This is a genomic window from Micromonospora alfalfae (assembly GCF_022230925.1).
Lineage (GTDB): Bacteria > Actinomycetota > Actinomycetes > Mycobacteriales > Micromonosporaceae > Micromonospora > Micromonospora alfalfae.
Genome location: NZ_JAKKFH010000008.1, coordinates 480090 through 502322, shown reverse-complemented (window position 1 = coordinate 502322; position 22233 = coordinate 480090). Strand labels below are relative to the sequence as shown.

14 protein-coding genes and 1 pseudogene are annotated in these 22233 nt (G+C 70.7%); 7 read left to right on the top strand and 8 right to left on the bottom strand.

The genetic code is table 11. From position 1 onward, the window contains the following. The first annotated feature begins 4 nt into the window (after nucleotides 1-4). Both MED01_RS08950 and MED01_RS08945 read left to right on the top strand, forming a co-directional pair. Nucleotides 5-844, top strand: coding sequence for a helix-turn-helix domain-containing protein (locus MED01_RS08950; RefSeq protein WP_238668041.1), 840 nt, complete (start codon nucleotides 5-7; stop codon nucleotides 842-844). Nucleotides 845-910: 66 nt separating this feature from the next. Continuing rightward, the gene (locus tag MED01_RS08945; protein WP_238668040.1) at nucleotides 911-1492 is read left to right on the top strand and encodes a dihydrofolate reductase family protein; all 582 of its coding nucleotides are present in this window, start codon (nucleotides 911-913) and stop codon (nucleotides 1490-1492) included. 16 nt (nucleotides 1493-1508) lie between these two features. Here the strand turns inward: MED01_RS08945 and MED01_RS08940 are convergent, their stop codons facing one another. The 4 genes from MED01_RS08940 to MED01_RS08925 form a co-directional block, all read right to left on the bottom strand. Continuing rightward, entirely contained in the window at nucleotides 1509-2741 is a 1233-nt protein-coding gene (locus MED01_RS08940) for an MFS transporter (protein WP_238668039.1), read from the bottom strand. A gap of 142 nt (nucleotides 2742-2883) precedes the next feature. Further along, on the bottom strand, nucleotides 2884-3465 hold the full coding sequence (locus MED01_RS08935; protein WP_238668038.1) for an SDR family oxidoreductase: 582 nt from the start codon (nucleotides 3463-3465) through the stop codon (nucleotides 2884-2886). A 391-nt stretch (nucleotides 3466-3856) separates the two neighbouring features. After that, the gene (gene pdxR / locus MED01_RS08930) at nucleotides 3857-5299 is read right to left on the bottom strand and encodes a MocR-like pyridoxine biosynthesis transcription factor PdxR (RefSeq protein ID WP_238668037.1); all 1443 of its coding nucleotides are present in this window, start codon (nucleotides 5297-5299) and stop codon (nucleotides 3857-3859) included. 202 nt (nucleotides 5300-5501) lie between these two features. Then, complete coding sequence (locus MED01_RS08925) at nucleotides 5502-7607, bottom strand: tetratricopeptide repeat protein (protein WP_238668036.1); 2106 nt, start codon at nucleotides 7605-7607, stop codon at nucleotides 5502-5504. Between the two features lie 110 nt (nucleotides 7608-7717). Here MED01_RS08925 and MED01_RS08920 point away from each other — a divergent pair, with 110 nt between their 5' ends. Both MED01_RS08920 and MED01_RS08915 read left to right on the top strand, forming a co-directional pair. Beyond that, a complete protein-coding gene (locus MED01_RS08920) occupies nucleotides 7718-11215 on the top strand; it encodes a tetratricopeptide repeat-containing protein (protein ID WP_238668035.1) in 3498 nt (1165 codons plus the stop codon). Then, complete coding sequence (locus tag MED01_RS08915) at nucleotides 11212-12168, top strand: TIR domain-containing protein (protein WP_238668034.1); 957 nt, start codon at nucleotides 11212-11214, stop codon at nucleotides 12166-12168. Before MED01_RS08920 ends, MED01_RS08915 begins: the two co-directional genes overlap by 4 nt. A gap of 99 nt (nucleotides 12169-12267) precedes the next feature. On the opposite strand, the gene MED01_RS08910 is transcribed toward MED01_RS08915, so the two are convergent. Both MED01_RS08910 and MED01_RS08905 read right to left on the bottom strand, forming a co-directional pair. Continuing rightward, entirely contained in the window at nucleotides 12268-13422 is a 1155-nt protein-coding gene (locus tag MED01_RS08910) for a serpin family protein (protein WP_238668033.1), read from the bottom strand. Nucleotides 13423-13637: 215 nt separating this feature from the next. Next, nucleotides 13638-14297, bottom strand: a complete 660-nt coding sequence (locus MED01_RS08905) for an MSMEG_1061 family FMN-dependent PPOX-type flavoprotein (RefSeq protein WP_238668032.1) — start codon at nucleotides 14295-14297, stop codon at nucleotides 13638-13640. 90 nt (nucleotides 14298-14387) lie between these two features. On the opposite strand from MED01_RS08905, the gene MED01_RS36060 reads away from it, so the two are divergent. From MED01_RS36060 to MED01_RS08890, 3 genes are all read left to right on the top strand, one after another. Further along, nucleotides 14388-15635, top strand: coding sequence for an FAD-dependent oxidoreductase (locus tag MED01_RS36060; protein ID WP_238668031.1), 1248 nt, complete (start codon nucleotides 14388-14390; stop codon nucleotides 15633-15635). An 8-nt stretch (nucleotides 15636-15643) separates the two neighbouring features. Continuing rightward, nucleotides 15644-16132 (top strand): MarR family winged helix-turn-helix transcriptional regulator, encoded by a 489-nt coding sequence (locus MED01_RS08895; protein ID WP_238668030.1) that lies wholly within the window; start codon nucleotides 15644-15646, stop codon nucleotides 16130-16132. Nucleotides 16133-16420: 288 nt separating this feature from the next. Then, nucleotides 16421-19606: a penicillin acylase family protein gene (locus tag MED01_RS08890; RefSeq protein ID WP_238668029.1), complete on the top strand. Its 3186-nt coding sequence runs from the start codon at nucleotides 16421-16423 to the stop codon at nucleotides 19604-19606. A gap of 83 nt (nucleotides 19607-19689) precedes the next feature. Here MED01_RS08890 and MED01_RS08885 read toward each other — a convergent pair whose 3' ends face one another. After that, nucleotides 19690-20202, bottom strand: coding sequence for a carboxymuconolactone decarboxylase family protein (locus MED01_RS08885; protein WP_238668028.1), 513 nt, complete (start codon nucleotides 20200-20202; stop codon nucleotides 19690-19692). Between the two features lie 50 nt (nucleotides 20203-20252). Next, nucleotides 20253-22186 (bottom strand): annotated as a pseudogene (nhaA, locus tag MED01_RS08880) (Na+/H+ antiporter NhaA); the annotation flags it as partial. Nucleotides 22187-22233: the final 47 nt, after the last annotated feature.

The following is a 22233-nucleotide window of genomic DNA, read 5'->3' as shown; positions in this document are numbered from 1 at the left end:
GGGCGTGGAGTACGTGTCCAGAGTGCCTCGACCGCCGCTGGACGGGCTGATCGACGACCTCTACTACCTGGAGGGTGCGCCGCCGTACGCCCGGCTGACGCTGCCGGCAAGCCCGGCGGCGTTCCTCATCGTCAACCTCGGGGCACCGTTTCGCATTCGGGCCGGCACCGAGATCGAGACGGCCGAGTACGCCGACGGCTGCGTGGTCACCACGCCCAGCCGCGCGTTCGAGTTCGGCTATCCACCCCGGACCCGGTCCATCGGCGTGCACTTCAAGCCGTGGGGGCTGGCGCCGTTCCTGCCGATGCCCGCAGTGCAGCTGTGCGACCGGCCGGTGACGGTGGAGCAGGTGTGGGGCCGACCCGCCACTGCTGAGCTGCGCGACCGGCTGGCCACGGCCGACGGACCCCACGAGATGTTGACGCTGCTTGAGGAGGAGCTGATGCGACGGCTGGGCGACGCGGCCGGCCTGGGGCTGGTCCGCCGTACGAGCCGCATCATCGCCGCGACCAGCGGGGCGGTGGCGATCGATGACCTGAGGGTTTCCGCCGGTGTCAGCAGCACGCACCTGGCGCAGCGGTTCAAGGAGCTCATCGGCGTCACGCCGAAGCGGTTGGCCCGCAGCTACCGCTTCGCCGCCACAGTGCTGTCGATCAACCCCGCCGAACCGGTCGACTGGGCCGACCTCGCCGGTGGTGCAGGCTACTTCGACCAGGCCCACTTCGGCCACGAGTTCCGGGCCTTCACCGGGCTCACACCGACCCGGTACGTCGAAGTCAGGCGGCGGTTCCTGCGCGAACATCCCGGCCACGTGCTGGACGGCTGGCCGCTACCGACCGATTGATTCCTTACAAGAGCGACAGCCCACGAAACTCTAACCTCAGGGCATTCCAAGCAGAGGAGCTTGCCCATGGGCGAAGTAGTCATGTACAGCTCGGTGTCGGTGGATGGCTTCATCGCCGACGAGAACGACCAGCCCGGACCGCTGTTCGACTGGTTGACCAGCGGTGACGTCCCGTTGGACGAGAGCGGCGCGTTGAAGGTGTCACAGGCGTCCTTCGACTACATCCGACCGTACTGGGACCAGATCGGGGTGACGATCGCCGGCCGCCATGTCTTCGACATGACGGACGGCTGGGACGGGAAGCCTCCGAGCGGGATCGACCACGTGGTCGTCGTGACGCACCGGCCGAAGCCCGAGGGGTGGGACCCCGAGGCGCCGTTTCACTTCGTCGACGGCGTCAAGGCAGCCGTGGCCAGGGCGCAGGAGCTCGCGGGGGACCGCATCGTCGAGGTCGCCGCTGGCGACGTCGGCGGCCAGGTGCTTGCCGCGGGCCTGGTCGACGAGGTGCGCATGGACGTCGTACCTGTCGTGTTCGGGTCCGGCAAGCGCTACTTCGGGTCGGTCCACGCGCAGCACCTGTTGGACGATCCTGACGTGGTGATTCAGGGCAACCGGGTGCTTCACCTGCGCTGTCGGGTGCGCCGTTGACCGACCCGAGCGTCCGTCAGCCGCGGGTGCGCCCTCTGATCCGGGTCTGGCCGGCGAGGCTGATGAGCGTCAGGAGGACGGTCAACGCGGTGTAGCAGACGACTGCCGGCACCTCGCCGAGAGGGCCGACGAGCTGCCCCTCGATGACGATGGGTAGCCCGAAGGCGAGGTAGGAGACGACGTAGATTCCGCCGACGACTCCCGCGCGCTGGTGCGCTGCCGCGAGCGGGAAGATGAGGCGTAGCGCGGCGGTGAAGGACGCACCGAAGCCGACACCGGCGACAGCCTGCCCGATGATCATGACGGCCAGGCTTCCGGCGAACACTCCACCGATGATGCCGATGGCCCCGGCGAGGGACGCGTAGATTCCGATGATCATCGCTCGCCGCGGGTCGATGCGGGCGAAGGCAAGTCCGACGATTGCCGAAACCGCCGGCGCGATGAACCCGGCCACGCCGTTGAGCAGGCCACTGTCCAGATGGAAGACGCTGCGGACCATGCTCGGGGCCAGCCCGCCGGAGAGACCTGCGAGCATCCAGACGGCGGCGACCACCGGCGCCGCGGCGGCGAACTCCGCTCGGGCGGCGGGCGGGATGGCGACGCGCGGAACCATCGAGCGGAGCGCACCCGCGGTACGGGGCATGGTCTCCGGAGACAGGGCGATGACGACGGCACCGAGAATCGTGAGGACGATGAGGACGGCGAAGACGATCGAGTTCGCCCTGGGCGTGAGCTGGATGGCGAGACCGGCCAGCAGGGAGCCGGCACTCAGCCCACCGGTCAGGCCGACACTGCCCAGGACCGTACCCAGTCTCTTTCTGTTCGGTGGAGCGAGTTCGACGAGCGCTGCGGTGAAGGCTGCCGTCGCCGCGCCGCTGGCGACACCTTGCACGATGCGCCCGGCGATCACCCAGCTCACGTCGGGGGCGACGAGGAACAGGGCGTTCGACGCGAGTTGGATCACCAGCGCGCCGATCAGCACCGGGCGCCGGCCGACATGGTCGGACAGCGACCCCAGGGTGAGGACGGCGGCGAGGAAGCCGATCGCGTAGACAGCGAACGCCAGCGTGAGTAGCGACGGCGCGAAGTTCCACTGCTGGCGGTAGAGCACCAGCAGGGGCGTCAGCACACCCGCCGCGAGATAAAGGCTGGTGAACGCGAGCGCCGCACCTGTCAACGCCAGGCCGGCGGGGAGGGTGCGCCGCCGACGGGTCGAGGGCGCGTCGATGGTTCCCGGAATCGAGGACATGACAGCTCCATGGGGTGGCCGCAGCGATGGGCCGAAGAATTGGTGACGGTGGGAAGGGGATTCGGCCGCCGGGCCACTGCCGTCGGGCCCGGGTCTGGCCCACGGCCGGGTGCGGTGCGGCGCGGCGGCCGGATCGTGATCGTTAGTCGGTGATGACGACGACGCCCGACGCCGAATCCAGCAGTTGCACAGTGCGCTCGGCGGCCCGATCGATCTGGACCCGAGGCTCGTCCGGGATTCGCTGCTCGTTGTAGGTGCCGGGCCCGTAGAACTGTCCGTAGCTCAGCACCACGCCACCCTCGGCGAGGACGGCGCGCTCCAACTCGGCGACAGCCCGGGCGTCGGGCCCGTCCGGAAGCTGCCAGGCGACGGTCTGGGCCAGGATCTTCGGCGATCCGCTCTGCCGCGCCGCATCGATGAGGTTCTGGTTGCCCTCGGTCCTGATGCGAGCGTTCAGCTCCGCATGATCACCGATCCTCTCCACCTCATCCGGTAGATCAGTCAGTTCGTTCAGGATGATGTCCGGTGCGAAGTCTCGAACCGCCTGGATCACCGCGTCCCGGTCGAAGACGTCGCACAGGATCGGCTCGGCGCCAAGTTGCGCCAGCAGCTCCGTCTTGTTGGCCGATCGCGTCATGCCACCGACCACGTGCCCCAGCTGCACCAGTCGGGGGATCAGCCGCTGTCCGATGACGCCGGACGCACCGGCAAGAAATACCCGCATCATGTCTCCCAATCGTTTGTGGTTCGGTAGGTCGAGCTGTGTGCGCTGCCGCCGCAGGACCCCACCGGTCCGCGCGACGACTGGCCCGCCACGGCAGTGCCGGTGACGCCCTGTCGTTCAGCGGGAGAGAGGGATGTCCAGCCATCCGCCGCCGCGATCGCCCACGGGGCGGAGCGAGACGCGCCGGCCTGTCACGGCAGCCATGCTTGGTAGGCATCAGCCCAGTTCAGGCGCGCTGCGCGCTCCGGGGCTCTTGTCCGTTTACTGGTGCTTGGTTCGTGGTCACGGCCGCAAAGTTACGCGCCGAGTGGCACCGTTCGCTGGTCCAATTCGGTGGCGAATCCATGGGCCAATCCGGCCTTGATCCAGACGCTGTCGACCTGACGACGCACTACTGGGGCATGACCCTGCACAAGGCGTCCAGCGCTCCCGCCCACGCGCTGTCCGAGGGAGCCGCGAAGTTGACCACCAGGGCGTCCCGCTCGGCCAACTGCCAACCCGAGTCGGCCAGCTCGTGGCGGAAGTCGGCCATCCGGGCCACCGCCAGACCCTGGCGGTCGGCCGCCTGAACGATCGAACCCTCGGTGCCGGGCGGAAGTTCGAGGACCGCTTGCAGCCCGGCGGCCAACCCGGTCACGCGGACACCGGGCGCCCGCTGAGCCAGCGCCGCGACCAGCTCGTCGCGGCGGCGCCGGTAGCGCAGACGCATCGAGCGCACCTGACGGTCGTACGCGCCCGAGGCGATGAATTCCGCGAGGGTCAGCTGCTCCAGCGCACTCGACATGTAGTCGATGTCCCCCTTGGCCGCCACGACCTCCGGGACCAGTTCCTTCGGCAGCACCATCCAACCGAGCCGCAGCCCGGGCGCCAGCGACTTGCTCGCCGTGCCGAAGTACACCACCCGCTCCGGGTCGAGGCCCTGCAGCGCGCCCACCGGCTGGCGGTCGTATCTGAACTCCCCGTCGTAGTCGTCCTCCAAGATCAGCCCGCTGGTGGCGCGGGCCCAGTCCACCGCCGCCGTACGCCGCTGCGGGGTCAACGCGACCCCCGTCGGGTACTGATGCGCCGGTGTCAACAGTGCCGCCCCCGCCCCGTCCAACCCCGCCAGGTCGTCGGTGCGCGCGCCGTGCTCGTCGACGTAGAGGGGCGGAATGCGCAGGCCAGCGCTGGTCAGCAGATCGCGATACACGTCAAGGCCGTACGACTCGACAGCCAGCGCCGTGACCCGCCGCGCCCGCAGGACCTGCGCCATCAGCGTCAGGCCATGGTGGAAGCCGGCGCAGATCACGATCCGGTCCGGCTCGGCGTACACCCCGCGAGCCCGCGCCAGATAGTCCGCGAGGGCGGTACGCAGCTCCACCCGGCCGAGAGCGTCGCCGTAGCCGAAGGCATCGTTCGGGGCCGTCGACAGAGCCCGCCGAGCTGCGGCGAGCCACTGCGTACGGGGAAACTCCGCGAGGGTCGGTGCACCCGGCAGCAGCCTGTACGTGGGACGGCGCTGAGCGGGCCTTGGGCGAGCTACGGTCTGTGCCGCGCCGCGCGGTTCGGCCCGCTTCGCCACCCGCGTTCCGGAGCCCTGTCGGGCGGTGATCCAGCCCTCGGCGACCAGTTCGGCGTAGGTGTCGGCAACGGTGTTGCGGGCCACGCCAAGATCGGCCGCGAGCGAGCGGGACGACGGTAGCCGCGTGCCGGGCACCAGACGTCCGGTCCGGATGGCCTCCCGCAGGGCGTCCGTGAGCCCGGCGCGCAGGCCGGGGCCGGTCAGGTCCAGATGTAGGTCGACGCCGAACACCGACGCTGTTCTGGCCCCCGGATTGGCCCGCGAATCTGCCACGAAAACAGACCATATAGCAGTCCAACCGACCACGTAGCGATGCCGGACAACGACCACCACCGGCACGGAGCGGCCCTGGGGTGTCCGGCCGATCTCCGGACTGGACATGGTTCGGGTGGTTGAGGTGGACGCCGGATTTCGTGGTGAGCGTGGTGGTCGACCAAGTGGCCACGACGGTCAGATCGTCGAAGGGCGGTACGCCCTACGGGCCGCCCAGGCCCAGGATTCGGGTGGAGACGCGCTGGGCCTCCGCGGTGCGGAACTGCGCCTCGTAGAGCGTCAGGGCACGCTGCCAGGCGAGGCCCGCACGCTGGTCGTCGCCCGCATCGGCGTGGGCGTCACCGAGATGTTCGACCATGGCGGCTTCGAGGTACGGGTTGGCCGCGCCGTCCAGAAGCGCGCGCGAGTAGTGCCCGATCGCCTCGTCCGGCTGCCCCAGCAGGCGGGCGATGTGGCCCAGGTTGTCGAGGGTGACCGCGCAACCGGCCGGGTCTCTGTTCCGCTGGTGCAGGGCGAGAGCCTGCTGAGCGGCCGTCCGAGCCGCCTGGTGGTCGCCCAGTTCGGCGAGCTGGCGGGCCGCCCGGTTCAGCGCGTGGGCCTCGCCGATTGGGTCGCCGCAGTCGCGGTAGCGGCGCAACGCCTCGCGGGCGTGGCGCAGGGCGGCACCGTGCTCGCCGACGAGTGACGACAGGCGCGCCAGGTCGTGCCGGGTGTGCGCCATGGCGAGCGTGTCGTCACGGTCGTCGGCGGTCCGCAGGGCCAGGTTCAGGTGACGGCGCGCGTCGTCGTAACGCTGTGCGTGGGTGAGCGCCCGGCCGAGCTGCCGCTCCGCCAGGCAGATCGCATATCGGTCGGCCAGGGCGTGGGCGGCGTCGGCGCCCCGGCGTGAGGTGTCCACATTGTCGCGCAGCAGCGCCGAGCGGTGCTGATAGGTGTCCAGCAGGCGGGCCAGCAGCCAGACGTGGCGCCACCAGCCGAGCTGTTCGGCGTGCCGGTGGATGGTGAGCAGCTGGGCGTACTCGGTGTTGAACCAGGCCAGAGCCGCGGACTCGTTGGTGAGCGGTGCCGTGCTGACCCCGGCCGCCGGCTGGTCCAGCGTCACCGGTGTGCGGTAGGGAAACAGCAGCCGGTCCGCCTGGTACGCGGTTCCCAAGTAGGAGTCGGCCAACCGTCGCACGGCGGCGACGCGGTCCGCCGTCGGTTCGTCCTCCTCGGCGAGTTGCCCCGCGTGCCGCCGCAGCAGTGCGTGCATCAGATAGCGACGCGGGGTGGGTTCCTCCACCAAATTCGCTCTCTCCAGTTCGTCGAGCAGCACCGTCGCCTGCCGCGGCGCAAGACCTAGCAGGCTCGCGGCGGCGTGCTGCCCGAGCGGGGCGACCGGCGCCGTGCCGACGAGCCGGAATGCCCGGGCCTGCGGCGGAGTGAGGCGGGAGGTCGACCAGGAGAAGACGGACTGTAGGCGCATGGATTCGGTGCCCGCGTCGAAGCCGCTCAGGTGCGCCTCCGCCGCACCGAGTTCGTCAATCATCTTGGACAGCGGGTGCCCGGGATGCCGGGACGCCCGGGCTGCGACGATCGACAGGGCCAGCGGCAACCCGCCGCAGTGCTCGATCAGGACGTCGAGGGCGGCCGGTTCCACGCGGGCCGCCGACTCGTCGAGGTTCTCGGTGAGCAGCGCCGCCGATCCGGCCCGGTCCAGGACACCGAGCCGGATCCGGCGGACCCGCCCGGCGCCCAGGCCAGCTAGGTGGTGGCGGCTGGTCACGACCACCACAGCGGGCGCTGCCGCCGGCAGCAACGGAGCGACCTGCGCCGCGGCGGCGGCGTTGTCGAGGACGATGAGGATACGTCTGTCGGCGAGCCGGCTGCGGAACAGCGCCGAGGCCGCACCGGTGTCGGTGGGGACCGCGCTGGCCGGAACGCCGAGGGCAGCAAGGAAGCCGCGGAGCACCGTGAGCGGCGGCAGGCCCGGCTCGCCGGCGCCGAACCCACCGAGGTCGGCGAAGAGCTGCCCGTCCGGGAAACGGTCCAGGCGCCGATATGCCCACTCCAGCACGAGTGTGGTCTTCCCGATGCCCCCGGGACCGTCGATCGCCGCCACGAAGAGATCAGCTGTGCGGATGACCTCGTCCAGTGCGGCGGCCTCGTCGTCCCGGCCGACCAGCAGCCATGGCCGCGCCGGCAGCTGACGGGGGAGCGGCAGCGGCTGCTCGGGGGACGCCCTGATGTGGACTCCGCCGCAGACGCTGCCTGCCTGAACGACGATGTGGGCGGTGCCCTCCATGAAGTTATCGGTGGACCCGGTCATTGGCAGCCCCCGATACGATGTGATGTCGATACATTCTCCTCCGGCAGGCCCCGTGGTGGAACCGGCCATCGCGGTGAGTGGTCATGTTCTGCGCGTGCAAAGGGGCTGACGTGGATGCGGAGAACGCGGAGAAGCTGATTCGAACGGCGATCGCCGGGGTGACGGCCGGTATACCGGTGCTGGGCATGGCCGCACCGCCCGCGCTGGTCCGGATCGAACCGTCCGGCGCTGACGTACAGGTGCGGATCGACGCGACGGCCGGCGGCGGGCGGCTGCTGGCCCGCTGTCTGCGCGACGGGGTAGCAGCGGAGATCGCCGCGCTGCTCGATCCCGGGCAGCCGGAGGACTGCACGGTGCTCGTGGTCCCTCGGGACTCGTCCGCCGGGCAGCACGAGTTGCTCGCTGCTCTGCGGACGCTGGCCCGCAGGGCCGCTGTCGCTCTCGACAGTGACCGGTTCGCCGCCGAGGTGATCCGCGGCGACCGACACACCCGTGCCCGTACGGTGCTCGCCGCGATGCACGGCACCGGCGCGACGGCGGAACGTCGGCGGCAGGTGCACGCCCGCCTGCGCCGGTTACGGGTGCCGCGGCCTGCCGATGTGGCCGGCCTGTTGACGGTCCGCATCGAGGACCCCGCCGTTCTGGCGTCCGCCGTGCAGCGCTCCGACCGGGTGCTGGCGAGCTGGCCGCGGACCGTGGACCTCGCCAGGGAAGCACCGGCTGCGACGCCGGCCGTGCGGGGCAGGGTCGTCGCCGTCCCCGGGCGCGGTAACCCCGCCGAGGACCGCACCCGCCACGACGTGGTCGATCGGCTCGCGCAGCTGCTCGCCGACCGGACCGCAGCAGTCCGGGTCGCGCTGGTGGCCGGCTCCGGGATGGGCAAGAGTTCCCTGGCGGTACGGATGTGTCGACACCTGGCGGACGGCTACACCGTCGTCGGCTGGCTGTCCGCGACGAACTCCACCACCTGGCGCTCCTCGATCGCCCTGCTCACCGAACGCCTGGGCATCGACGGTGCCGATCCGGACGACCTCTGGGAGGCGCTCGGCGAACGACGGCCGGCCCTGATCGTGGTGGACGATGCCCCGGAACCGACGGCGTTCGCCGCCGCGCTGCCCTCGATGCCCGGTGTCCACGTGCTCGTCACCTCGCCATCGGTCCGCTGGCGCGCCGAAGCCGCCACCGTCGAACTGGAGCCGCTGTCCGACGCGGACGGCATCGAGTTCCTGCTGGCCCGTACCGGCGCCGAGGACGAGCGGCTGGCCAACGAGATCACCCGCCGGCTCGGCGGCTTCCCGCTGGCGCTCGAGCAGGCGGCGGCCGCTGCCGTCGACGGCTTGTCACTGCGCGGCTGGCTGGACCGTTACGTCAACGCGCCGGTCGCCGGGGCGGCCGCTCTCGAACAGGCCTGGCGGATCCGCCTGGCGGCTCTGCGGGCCAGTCATCCGGATGCGCTGGCGCTGCTGCGCATTCTGTCCTGCGCCCAGCCCGCCCCGGTCTCCGGCGAGCTGTTGTCCGGACTGGGTCGGGACTACGGCGACAACCCCGCCGTCGCAGTGTGCGCCGACACCGAACGCCGTGACGCCGCCGTCACCGAACTGCGGGCCCAGTCATTGATCCGGACCGGCGCCGACGAGGAGACGTTTCTGGTCCATCCGCTCCTGGCCGGTGCGGTCCGAGACGAGGCCGGTCCGGACACTGCCCAGGTCGCGCTGATGGTCGCCGCCGTTGCCGGACGGCTGCTGGACGACGAGGACGTCAACGACGCCGATCTCTGGTCGCGCACCATGGCGTTGTCCGCGGTCGCCGTGGCGGCCTGTCACCTGGTCCTCGACGGATCCCGGCAACGCCCGGGCAGTGTCGCCCCCGATCGGCTGCGTGGGCTGGCAAATCACGCGCTCTGGCTGCCCCGGGCGTACCTGCACGAGCGTGGCGCGGCCCGCGGTGCCTACCGGGTCGCCCTACTGGCGCTGGCGATGCACGGCGACGACGTCGCCGCGGCGGCCGTGCCCGGGGTGTCCGACGAGGTGGTCGACGCGTTCGACGATCTCGACCCGGCCATGGTGGTGCCCGCGGACCAGCTTGGCGACGTCGCGGGCGCGGACGCGCGGACATCGGCCGCGCGGTGGCTCAACGAGACCGACTCGCTGCTCACGGACGTGGATCTGGCCGAGGCGGAGGCGTACGCCCGTCGGGCCTTGACGCTCCTTCCCCGTCGGACCCGCGCAGCCGTCGACGCGGACGCCGTCCCCAGGTCGGCGATGGTGCGGTTGGAGATCGGGGACAACCTCGGCTTCATCCTCCAACTGCGGGAGAGGTTCCCGGAGTCCGCGAAGGTGTACGACGCGGCGATCCGTCACCTGCTGTCCTTCCCCGGGGGCGATGCCGAGAGCAAGTACGCCGAACTGCTCAACGACCGCGCGTTGCTGCTGCTCGACACCGGTCGATACGAGCAGGGCACGGCGGAGTTCAGCGCCGCTTTGGACCTGGCACGGAAGAAGTCGCAGGGTGCCGGGGTGCTCAACAACATCGACAACAATCTGGCACGCACCGAACATCTGACCTGGCGGCTGCGGTCGGCACGCGACCGGCTCAACGGTGGGCTGCACTGGCTGCTGGACCGCTCGGCGGCGCAGAGCACTGACGTTGCGATCGCTCAGTGCAACCTTGGGCTGGTGACCTACGACCTCGGTGATACCGACGAGGGGTTCGCCCTGGTCCACGGGTCCTGGCAGACCCTGCGGGACCGGTTCGGACACGAGGACCGGGAGACCCTGATCCGGCGGCTGGCCCTGGCCGAGTTGCAGTTGGCCCGGGGTGACCGGCGGGCGGCCCATGACGCCGTCCTCCTCGATCTGGCAGCTTGCCAGGCAGAGAACGGGTCCGACTCCGTCTGGGCCATCGTCCACCGGCTGCGGGCGGCGTGGCTCACCGGCCTCGCGGCACAGCCGCCGGAGACGATCCGAGAGTTGGCCGCGGCGGTGGAACGGATCTTCGGCGCGGATACCGCCTATGCCGCAATGGCCCGGGACGCCCTCGCCGCCTGGCGCCTGGCCGACCCGGACACGATCGAGCCGGACGACATCGCATCCGCGGCGAAGGCCGTCCGTTACTCCGTCCGGTCTCTCGGCTCCGGTCACCCACTGACGTTGTTGTCCAGCGCCCGCCTCGCATTGCTGCGCCGGGACGCCGCGCCTCGCCCACGTCCGCTGCGGACCGCCGCCGGGCGGGTCCTCCTGACCACACTGGACTCGCTGTCCCGGCCGGGGGCCGGTGGGTTTGCCGAGGATCTCCGGCAGCACGGCCAGCCACCGGTGGATTTGGCCCGGCCGGGTTGGGAGGCGGACCGTCTGCGGCACCTGCTCGCGGACGACGTCGTCGAACCCTCCGCCGGCGAGGAGATCTGCTGGCGGACAAACATCGGCCGGCTCGCGGCCCTGGCCGGGGCCGTCGACGCCGGTGTCCTGCTCCGGGAGGCGGCGGACCGCAGTGCGGCGCTCTACGGGCCAGATCACCCGTGGACGCTGTCGCGGGCCGCGGCGGCGGCTGTCGCCGACGACGACCCGGATGCCCTGCGCGCCGCCGTGACCACGCCGATTTGGCGATGAGCACGATGCCGCACCGGGTCTTCATCGTGTGGGCGCACCGCGACCCGCGCTGGAGCGCCCAGGAACAGGCCCGCTACCAGGCGGCGGTTCTCGCCTTCGCTCGCACGCTCGATGGAGTCGAAGGTATCGAGGTGGAGATCGACCTCTTCCACAGCGAGGACCGGACGGTCGACTTCACCCGCTGGGGACCGGACCGGGTGTTCTGGGCGGACACCGTCCTCATGATCAGCAGCGCGCCTCTCTGGGACCGCTGGGCGGGCCGCAACCCGGCGAACGAGGGCGCGGGGGCGGTTCGCGAGTGCGACGCGTTGCACGGCCTGTTCGATACGGATCAGGCAGCTTTCCAGCGCAAGGTCCTCATCGTGGTGCTGCCCGGTGGCATGGACGCGCCGGTCCCGGCTGATCTGTCCCGCATCCAGCGCCGCACCGTGAACGATCCCCAGGCGACGCTCGTGCTGCGGTGGCTGCTGAACAAACCCCGATACCCACGCGGGACCGGGAAGACGCGGGTGGACCTTCCCCCGTTCCCCGAGGCGCCCTTCCCCGGCATGCCGTCCCGCCGGGCGGATCACCTCGCCGCCGAGCGCGCCCGCCGCCAGCAGCCACCACCCGTCTCTGACCGTCAACGGCCTCCGTCGGCATCAGCAGAGTCACCGAAGGCGTCGACGGAACCGATCACGGCCGGCCTGGTCGCGGCCACAGTGGTTCCGCTGGCGAGCGGCGCTGCCGACGAGGCCGGCAGACAGGCCTGGGCGTCCCTGTCCGCCTTCGTGCGAGATCGCTTCGGTCGTGAATCGGAGCCGGGCGTCGCCGTCCAGGCCCTCACCGACCAGCCGCACCGCCCGGCCGGCGAGGTGCTCGGCCGGCTCCTCGAGGACGCCGCAGCCTCCGACGACCACACGGCGGCCTGGTTGCGCAGTTGGCTCGAACAAGCCGGCCCTCTGGCCGGGTAGCTGGCCGAGACCGGCTCGTCGGGCGTGGCGCCGTGCGCTGAGTAGCGCGTGGCGCCCGTCCCCGCCCGTGCCATGGGTCTGCTGTACGACCACTTCCGGTCAGGCTGGGCCGTCGACCAGCGGGTCGTGGACCCGGCCGAGGAACAGCGGTACGCCGGTGAGCCGGTCGTGGATGACGTACAGGAATGGCCGGTTGACGAAGAACTGCGGCCCTTGCGGGATCGACGGCGGCCGGACGATGACTGCCGACGCGGCTGCGGCCTCGGTACCCTTCTCGTCCACCGCGATGAACGTCTCGTGCACCACGTTGTCGATGCACAGGGCCGGGTCGGTGCTCATGCCTGTGAAATCGGCCTGTGACGTGAATGCCGTGGGCATGCCGAGGCTGGCCAGCGCGGCGCCCAGTTCGGCCGGTAGGCGGAACGTCCACCGGGGTAGGCGCAGTTCGACGTCGGTGATCTGGAACCCGGTCAGCAACGCGCCCAGCCACGTGGCATCGAGGCTCGCCTCGATCGCGGCGAGATCGTCCTGGGTCGGCATGACGATGGCCATGGCAAGCCCGTCGCCCGCGTACGGCACGTCGACTGCGCGCCACCCGTCTCCCTCGAGGTAGCCCATTCTGTCGAATGGCCCGCGCATGACCGGGACGTCGACGACGGTCCCGTCATCCCTTGTGAACGGTCCCAGCGACGTGGCCGCGGCGGTGAACGGGTACTTCCAGGCAGCCTTGAGGTAGATCGCGTTGGTAAGGATCAGGCTGGTGGCGGGGTTCACGGCGTCGGACTGCAGCAGCTCCGGGATCTTCGCGTTGGTCCGATCGGACACCCAGGTGTTGATCTCCTGGCGGGCAGCCTCCGGCGCGCCACGGAAGTCGACAGGTCGCGGCGCGGCACCGTAGTAGCCGGTCAGGATGTCGCGGAACCCGGGGCGCAGGCCCAGATCGAGTCGTGTCCACAGCGCGTTGGCGGTGGTCAGCCGAGGCTGCTTGACTCCGTCGCCGTCCTGGTACCGACCGGCGAGCGTCTGCTCGACGGTGTTGAGCCCGCTGTCGAGCGCGCCGGGGCGCGGATGCGGCGCGTGGAGCACCGTGTCCATCTCGTCGGCCGTGGTCGAGCCGGCGCCCGCCCTGGTCATCGCGAGCGCGAGCCCGACCGAGTACGGCGCGCACACCACATTGCCGCCAGCCTGGGTTGCGGCCACAGTGCGGTAGAGGTCGGCCGTGAAGCCGCGAACGGCGGAGGCGGCAGCCTGCATCGTGGCCGGGTCGGGTGGTACGCGGTCCCCATCCGTCGCGGTGGACGACGGGCCGCCGGACCAACGGGGATCACCTGGGGCGGTGGTGAGGGCAGCGGCCGCAAGCGGGACCGCCCGCAGAAGGGATCGACGCGAGACCATGTATCGAGGTTAGAGCAGTCCCACGGACGCCCACCAGGCATAGACCCACATTCATCGAAACTCGACGATGTCTGTCACTCGTACCGGTACTTCAGGGAGTCTGCCTCGGCCCTCTCGATATCGACGATCGTCAGCTCGGGCATTCGAAGCTGGGCCAGCGTCACCTCGGCCGAGGTCGGCTGGGCGTCCGCCGGCAGCCACTGCTCGGGCTTCCAGGCCCCGCTGCGCAGCAGCGCCTTGGGGCAGTGCGGGTAGACCTCATCGATCCCCAGCACCAGGGCGCTGGCCGGTGGCTTGCCCACGGCGGTCAGCTGCGACAGCAGCTCGGGGCGAGTGGAGACGCAGGCCCGGCCGTTCACCCTGAGCGTCGTGGTGCGCCCCGGGATGATGAACAGCAGCCCGGCCCGCCCGGTGGCCACGACGTTCTGCAGGCTGTCCAGACGCTTGTTGCCGGTGGCGTCCGGTATTGCCACCGTTCGTGCGTCAAGGACGGCGACGAAGCCGGCCGGGCCGCCGCGCGGGGAGACGTCGCAGTTGCCAGTGGCGTCCACGGTGGCGACCAGGACCAGCGACGAACAGCCGATCAACCGTCGGGTCTGCTCGGTGAGCTCGGTCATCTGCTTCCGCACGGCCGCGTCACTGGGGAGTTCGTAGGCCCGGCGCAGCGTCTCCTGGTCGCGTACGGCGTCGAGGCGCAGCGAGTCGAAGGCACCGGAGGCAAGGGCTGGCGTCATGCCATCGACACTAATCGACCAAGCCGACCGGTCCAGCTCTCGTCGTGGCGGCGGCCTTGCCCAAATCACCTTAGTCATTAAGATAATCCCGTGAGCATATCGACGGACTTCTCGGTGGCGATCGCTGGCGCTGGCCTCTCCGGCCTCTGTCTCGCCCAGTACCTGATGCGCGCCGGCATCGACGTGCACGTCTACGAGCGGGACCCGGGCCCCTTCGTCCGGCGGCAGGGCTACCGGATCATTCTCGACCGGTACGGCCTGGAGGCGCTGCGCGAGAGCCTGCCGCGCTCGCTCCACAACCTGGCGCTCGCCACCGGGGACGAGCCCGGGGGGCACCTGCGCTTCACCGACAGCCGGCTGCGGGACGCATTCACCATCACCTTCAAGGACGAGCCGCACGCGACCCGCCAGGTCGACCGGCTGACCCTGCGGTCGATCCTGCAGTCCGGGCTTCACGGGCGCATCCACTACGGCAAGGACGCCGTCGCGGTGGACGGCGGCGACCCGACACGGCCGCGGCTGCTGTTCTCCGACGGCGGGGCCGCCGCGGCAAGCGTCGTCGTGGGCGCGGACGGCGTCGGATCGGCGCTGCGCGCGCAGATCATGCCGGACGCGGACCCGACGAAGACCACGATGGCGGGCATCTACGGCCGGTCGCCGCTGCGACGCAACGGCGAGAGCATCATCCCGGACGCGCTGCGTACCAGCGGGGTCCTGGCCATCGCCGACCGGCCGGGCCGCGCCTTCTTCTTCACCTCCATGCGGTTCGGCGAGAGCCCACCGGAGGCGTTCGCGCGCCTGGCCCCGGGCAGCTATGCGCCCACCGGCGACGACTACGTCATGTGGGGGCTGCTGCTCCGACAGGAGGAGGTGCCCATCGGCATCCGGGGCGACCTGCTGGCGCTGTGGAGACTGGCCTCCGGGATGAGCATGGACTTCCACCCGGTCGTCCGGCGGCTGGTCGGCACGGCCGAACTGGACGCCACTGTGCTCAACCTCTTCGCCACCGGCCAACGCCCGCGCCGGTGGGCGGTGCCCCGGGCGACGATGATGGGCGACGCCGTGCACGTCATGCCGCCGTTCGGCGCGCACGGCGGCAACACCGCGCTGCGTGACGCCGCCCTGCTCGGCCACAAGCTGGTCGAGGCCCGGGCCACCGGCGCGCCGGTGGAGGAGGCGATCGCCAACTACCAGGACGAGATGGTGTCCTACGCCTTCCGGGCCGTCGACACAGCCGACAGGCTGATGCGCCGCCTCACCGGGGGAGCGGCCGCACCCCACTGGGTGCTGACCCGCGTGCTGCCTCGGCTGCACCGGGTCACAGTGCCGGAGGCATGATTGCGGGCATGTCCCACGCTCCGGCCCGTGCGTCCGCGATCGCCGACCTCATGCGCGCCGGGCGGGAGATGTCGCGGCTGTCCATGGTGTTCCGGTACGCCATCGCGGAGCGGCTGGGCCTCGCCGTGAGCGATCTGGAATGCCTGGACTACCTGGCGGACGTCGGATCCGCCACCGCAGGGCAGGTCGCCGAGCGGACCAACCTCACCACCGGGGCGGTGACCAGCATGCTCCGCCGGCTCCAGCAGGCGGGCTACGTGACGGCCGAGCGCGATCCGGCGGACCGGCGGCGGGTGATCGTCGCCCTGCGGCCGGAGCGGGTCGCCGATTTGGAGCGACCGTACGAGCGGTTCGCCGAGCGGGCGGAACGGCTCATCGAGGGCTACAGCGTCGAGGAGGTCATGCTGCTGGCCCGGCACTACGACCGCATGCAGGCGATGTACCTCGCCGAGTTGGACCGCCTCCGCAGCGGCGACACCGCGCAGCGGTCAGCCTGAGGCGGCGTCGCGGCTGATCCGCCGTCGGCGACGCTGGCTGCATCGGACCGCTGTCGCGTCGGGAACCACGGGGTGACCCTGTCGCTGGCGAAAGGCGGCGAAACGTCGGCATTGGCGCGTGGTGAACGACGGGTATCCCGGGCGGGGGTCCTGCGTCGATCATTGCCCGAAGATAGATGCGAGTCACTCTCACCTCCTGGCGGAGCGCCCGGGCGCGGAGGGCGAGACGTCGGCACCGGAAGCCGGGCGTGACCGAACGGCCCGACTCCGCGTCCCCGGAGGATCGCCATGCCCCGTCCCGCTTCCCGTACCCGGCTCGCGGCGTTCACCGCCGCCGTCCTGACCGCGAGCGTCCTGACGGTGACCCCGCCGTCACCGGCGTTGGCCGCGACGACATTCGCCGCCAACGACTACTGCCTCGGCCAGTGCGCCGACATCCTGCCCCCCGGGCAGAACGGCAACGCCACGCTCGTCGCCATCCTGGCGCACCAGGCGCTCGGCACCCGCCCGGCGCACTCCAGCGACCAGCTCGACGAGTACGCGAACCTGGTCTACAACTACGCCGGGCTGACCGACGAGCAAATCGCCCACTTCTACAACGATGCCTCGTTCGGGGTGCCGGCCGCGCAGGTCGAGAGCACCGTCTCGCCGCGATCGGACGTCACCATCGTGCGGGACAAGGCCACCGGCGTCCCGCACATCACCGGCACCACCCGCGCCGGCACCATGTTCGGCGCCGGCTTCGCCGGGGCCCAGGACCGGCTCTGGGTGATGGACCTGCTGCGACACGTCGGTCGTGGCAGCGTCACCTCGTTCGCTGGCGGCGCGCCGGGCAACCGGGAACTGGAGCAGAGCGTCTGGGCCAACTCGCCCTACACCGAGGCGGACCTCCAGGCCCAGGTGGACGCGCTGCGCACCAAGGGCGCCCGGGGCCAGCAGCTCTACACCGACGTGGTCGACTACATCGCCGGCATCAACGCCTACATCGACAAGTCGATCGCCGAGGACAACTACCCCGGCGAGTACGTGCTCGCGGGCGCCGGCAAGCCGAAGCACTTCACCATGACCGACCTCATCGCCACCGCCGGAGTCGTCGGCGGGCTCTTCGGCGGGGGCGGCGGAAGCGAGATCCAGTCCGCGCTGGTCCGGGTGGCCGCCCGCGCCAAATACGGGGCCACCGAGGGCGACCGGGTGTGGGCGGCGTTCCGCTCGCAGAACGACCCGGAGACCGTGCTCACACTGCACGACGGGCAGAGCTTCCCGTACGGGGCGACGCCGCCCGGCGCGACGAGCGCGGTGCTCCCCGACGCCGGCTCGGTGGTCGCCGAACCCCTCGCCTACGACGCCACCGGCGGGGCCGCCGCCCGCACCGGCGCCAGCACCGCCACGAAGGAGCTGCTCGGCGGCCTGTCCAATCTGCGCGCGCACGGCATGTCCAACGCGGTAGTGGTCTCCGGGCGGCACACCACCACCGGCAACCCGGTTGCCGTGTTCGGGCCGCAGACCGGCTACTTCGCCCCGCAGTTGCTGATGCTCCAGGAGTTGCAGGGGCCGGGAATCAGCGCGCGCGGCGCCGCGTTCGCCGGGCTCAACCTCTACGTGCTGCTCGGCCGGGGCCAGGACTACGCGTGGAGCGCGACCTCCGCCTCCCAGGACCTCACCGACACGTACGCGGTGCCGCTGTGCACCACCGACGGCAGCGCCCCCACGCTGCGCACCAACAGCTACCTCTACCACGGGCAGTGCCTCGCCATGGAAGCGCTGGAGCAGCGCAACTCCTGGTCCCCGACGCTCGCCGATTCCACCCCGGCCGGCTCGTACACGCTGCGCGCGCTGCGCACGAAGTACGGGCTGGTGTCCTACCGAGGGCTGGTGAACGGGCAGCCGACCGCGTTCACCAAACTGCGTTCGACCTACCGGCACGAGGCTGACTCGGCGATCGGCTTCCAGGCCTACAACGACCCGGCGGCGATGGGCAGCGCAGCGGCCTTCCAGGCGTCCGCGGCCACCGTCGGGTACGCGTTCAACTGGTTCTACGTCAACTCGACCGAGGCGGCGTACTTCAACTCCGGCTCGAACCCGGTCCGTCCGGCCACCGCCGACCCGAACCTGCCCACGAAGGCCGAACCGGCGTACGAGTGGGCCGGCTGGAACCCGGACACCAACGACGCCACCTACACCCCGGCGTCGGCGCATCCACAGTCGGTCAACCAGGACTACTACGTCAGCTGGAACAACAAGCAGGCGCGGGACTTCGGGGCCGCGGACGGCAACTTCAGCTTCGGGTCCGTACACCGGGCTCAGCTGCTCGACGGCCCGGTGCGCGCGGCGATCGCCCAGCGCAAGCTCGGCCGCGCCGACGTCGTCAAGATCATGGCGGATGCGGCGGTGACCGACCTGCGCGGCCAGCAGGTTCTCGGCGACCTGTTGCGGGTGCTGGACAGCACGCCGGTCACCGATCCGGCGCTGGCCGACGCGGTGGGCAAGCTGCGCGCCTGGCAGCAGGCCGGGACCCGTCGGGTGGAGACGTCCGCCGGCTCGAAGGTCTACCAGCACGCCGACGCCATCCGGATCTTCGACGCCTGGTGGCCGCTGCTGGCCTCGGCGCAGTTCCGCCCCGGCCTCGGGCCGGACCTCTACGCGGCGCTGGTCGACGCCATCGAGGTGAACGAGGCGCCGTCCGGCGGCCAGAACGGCGGACGCGACGGGGCCGCGAGCTGGGCGTTGCAGGGCCAGGCGCACAAGGGCTCGTCGTTCCAGTACGGCTGGTGGGGCTACGTCGACAAGGACCTGCGCACAGTCCTCGGCGATCCGGTGGCCGGTGGGCTGGGCCGCGCGTACTGCGGCAACGGCAACCTCGGCGCATGCCGGCAGGCCCTGCTCGCCGCGCTCGGCCAGGCCGCCGTGGTGCCGGCCACCACTGTCTACCCCGGAGACAAGTCGTGCGGGGCCGGCGACCAGTGGTGTGCCGACTCGATCGCCCAGTCCGGGCTCGGCGGCATCACCCACCCGGTGATCGCCTGGCAGAACCGCCCCACCTACCAGCAGGTCGTCTCGTTCCCGGCGCGGCGGGGCGACGACGTCACCAACCTGGCGCAGGGCCGTCCGGCCACCGCGTCGAGCACCCAGTTCCTGACCGGCCACACGCCGGACAAGGCGATCGACGGCAGCCTCGGCAGCCGGTGGGCCAGCAGCTACAACGACAACCAGTGGCTCCGGGTCGACCTCGGCGCGGCCCGCACGGTGAGCCGGGCGGTACTGCGCTGGGAAGCCGCGTACGGCACCTCGTACCGGATCGAGGTCTCCGGCGACGGCAACTCCTGGACGCCGGTGTTCGCCACCACGACCGGCAACGGCGGCGTCGACAACGCCACCTTCGCCCCGGTCACCGCCCGCTACGTGCGGGTGTACGGGGTCAGGCGAGCCACCTCGTACGGGTTCTCGCTCTACGAATTCGAGGTGTACGGGAAGTGATCTCGCCCCGGAGGGGCGGCGGGAATCGTCCACCGCCCCTCCGGAGGTGCGCGGCCTCTCCCATCACGGCGTCGGGTATCACCTCACCCGGGAGGCGCCGCCGCGGGCATGGCACCCTCGGCGAGCTTGAGTCGCGTCCAGATGTTCATGTTGATGACAATCGCGGCGATTTCCAGGATCTCGTCGTCAGTGAAGTGCGCAGCCATCCTGTCGTGTGCCTCCTGGAACCGGGTGTTGATGGTGGCGTCGGCGGCCCGGGTCAACGCCTCGGCATAGGCCAGCGCGGCTTGCTCCTCTTCGGTGAACAGGTGCGTCTCCCACCACGCGGTGAGGGTCTCGACCTTGGCCGGCGGGATGTCGGCGGCGCGGGCGCCGGCGTGGTGCACCAGAAGGCAGTAGCTGCAATTGTTGATCTGCGCGACGCGTAACCGGAGAAGCTGGGCCAGGGCGCGGTCCACCTGGAGTGTGGCGGTATGGCCGAAGGCTGCGGCCCCGGCATTTGCCAGCGCCGTGAGGTGTTCGTTTGTGACGTTCAGTCGGACGTTCTGAATTTTGGCATCTAAGAGGTGACCTCCTACAGGTGACAACGACAGCACCAGTGGTGGGGACGTCCACATCGGTAGAAGACCCGTCGCACGGTCTGGGTCGTACCTCTGCTTCCGTGGTGCGCGCGCCTCGCGGTGCCACGCCTCACGTGCGGGTCGGCTCCGCGTCGCGGCCGAGGCGGGCGCGGGCCCGAGCCATGCGAATGGCCGCGGTCAAGGCCGTGATGTCGTAGGCGCCGTAGTGGCGGCGGCCGTTGATGAAGAACGTCGGGGTGCCGGACACTCCGCTGTGGTCGGCGGAGTCGATGTCGCTGTCGATGCGGTCGGCGTGCGCCTGGCTGGCCAGATCGTCGCTGAACCGTCTCTGATCCAGGCCGAGGTCGCCGGCGTACCTGATCAGAGCAGTGCTGTCCAACTCGTCCTGGTGGCCGAGCAACAGGTCATGCATCTGCCAGAACTTGCCCTGGGCGGCGGCTGCCTCGGCGGCCTCTGCTGCCAGTCGGGCTTGCGGATGCACGTCTGACAGGGGCAGGTGACGCCACACGAAACGCAGGTCGGCGTCGCCCAGCAGTTGTCGGACGACCGGTTCGGCCGTCCCGCAGTACGGGCACTGGAAGTCGCCGTACTGCACCAGCGTTACCGACGCGCCGGCTGGGCCACGAACGTGGTCCTGCTTCTCGTCCACCGCCGGGGTGAGATCGATCAGTTCCGTCATGTCGCCGAAGAGCGCCGGGATGCGTTTGTCCTGGGGCAACGCGTTGGTGACGCGGAACGTGATCCAGGTCAGTGCCGAGGACACGATCGCGGCACCGAGCACCCCGACTTTGGCCTCGGCCAGTTGGTCGCCGGTGAAGGCAAGGCTGGCGACCAGCAGTGACACGGTGAAGCTGACACCGGCGATCGTGCCGCTGCCGAGCACGCCCGCCCAGCCCACTGCCGGACGGATGCGCCCGCGGGAGAGCCAGGTGAGCCCGGCCGAGGTGCCGATCACGGCGAGCGGCTTGCCGACCACATACCCGAGCAGCACGCCCCAGGTGACAGGTGACGCGAGCGCCTGGGTCAGGAACGGACCGTCGATGCTGATGCCGGCGTTGGCCAGGCCGAACAGCGGCACGATGACGTAGCTGGACCATGGGTGGTAGATGCGCTGGAGGCGGTCGTTGGGCGACAACGTGTTCGCCAGGCCGATCGAAGCCGTACGCGCGAGCGTGGGCGTCGGCTGCTCACGGAACGACCGGAACAGCCCGCTGACCTTTTCGAGCTCAGTTCGGCCGGGAGGGTAGGCAATGGCGGTCAAGCCGATGGCCAGTCCGGCCACCACAGGGTCGACTCCGCTGACCAGCAGCGCGCCCCACATCACGACGGCGACCGGCACGTACGCCCAGCCCCGTCGGACGCCGCCCGCGCGGATGGCCAACATGACCGCGAACGCCGCCACGGCCACCACGATGGGCATCACGGTGATGTCGTCGCTGTAGACCAGGGCGATCACGATGAGTGCGATCAAGTCGTCGACCACGAACACGGTGAGCAGGAAGATTCGGACCTGGTCGGGCACACCCCGGCCGAGCAGTGCCAGCAGACCCAACGCGAGGGCGGTGTCGGTCGACATGGCCACGCCCCAACCGTGCGCGCCCGGCCCGCCGCGGTTGATCGCCAGGAAGATCAGTACCGGTATCAGCATGCCCATCAGGCCGGCCACGCAGGGCAGCACGAAACGTCGCCGGTCGCGGAGGTCGCCGAGGTCGAACTCGCGCCGCGCCTCAAGGCCGACGACGAGGAAGAACAGCGTCATCAGGCCGCTGTTGATCCAGGTCTGCAGGTCGCGGGAGACTTCGAGGTGCCCGATGCGCACTGACAACGGGGTGCGCCACACGGCTTCGTAGGAACCGAGGTCGATGTTGGCCCAGAACAGTGCGGCGACGATGGCGGCCACGAGCACGCCGGCGCTGCCGGACTCGATTCGCAAGAATGCTCGCAGCGGTGACGCTTGGTTCGGCTTCCAGGTCGTCCGGCCGGTCTTGGTTTCGGTCACACGTCACCTTCCGAGGCGCGCTTGGGGCGCAACGGCAACCGCCCGCT

Coding starts and splice junctions, on each gene's coding strand:
- MED01_RS08945 (WP_238668040.1), top strand. CDS start 911: ATGGGCGAAGTAGTCATGTACAGCTCGGTGTCGGTGGATGGCTTCATC.
- MED01_RS08940 (WP_238668039.1), bottom strand. CDS start 2,741: ATGTCCTCGATTCCGGGAACCATCGACGCGCCCTCGACCCGTCGGCGG.
- MED01_RS08935 (WP_238668038.1), bottom strand. CDS start 3,465: ATGCGGGTATTTCTTGCCGGTGCGTCCGGCGTCATCGGACAGCGGCTG.
- MED01_RS08925 (WP_238668036.1), bottom strand. CDS start 7,607: ATGACCGGGTCCACCGATAACTTCATGGAGGGCACCGCCCACATCGTC.
- MED01_RS08915 (WP_238668034.1), top strand. CDS start 11,212: ATGAGCACGATGCCGCACCGGGTCTTCATCGTGTGGGCGCACCGCGAC.
- MED01_RS08910 (WP_238668033.1), bottom strand. CDS start 13,422: ATGCAGGCTGCCGCCTCCGCCGTTCGCGGCTTCACGGCCGACCTCTAC.
- MED01_RS08905 (WP_238668032.1), bottom strand. CDS start 14,297: ATGACGCCAGCCCTTGCCTCCGGTGCCTTCGACTCGCTGCGCCTCGAC.
- MED01_RS08895 (WP_238668030.1), top strand. CDS start 15,644: ATGTCCCACGCTCCGGCCCGTGCGTCCGCGATCGCCGACCTCATGCGC.
- MED01_RS08890 (WP_238668029.1), top strand. CDS start 16,421: ATGCCCCGTCCCGCTTCCCGTACCCGGCTCGCGGCGTTCACCGCCGCC.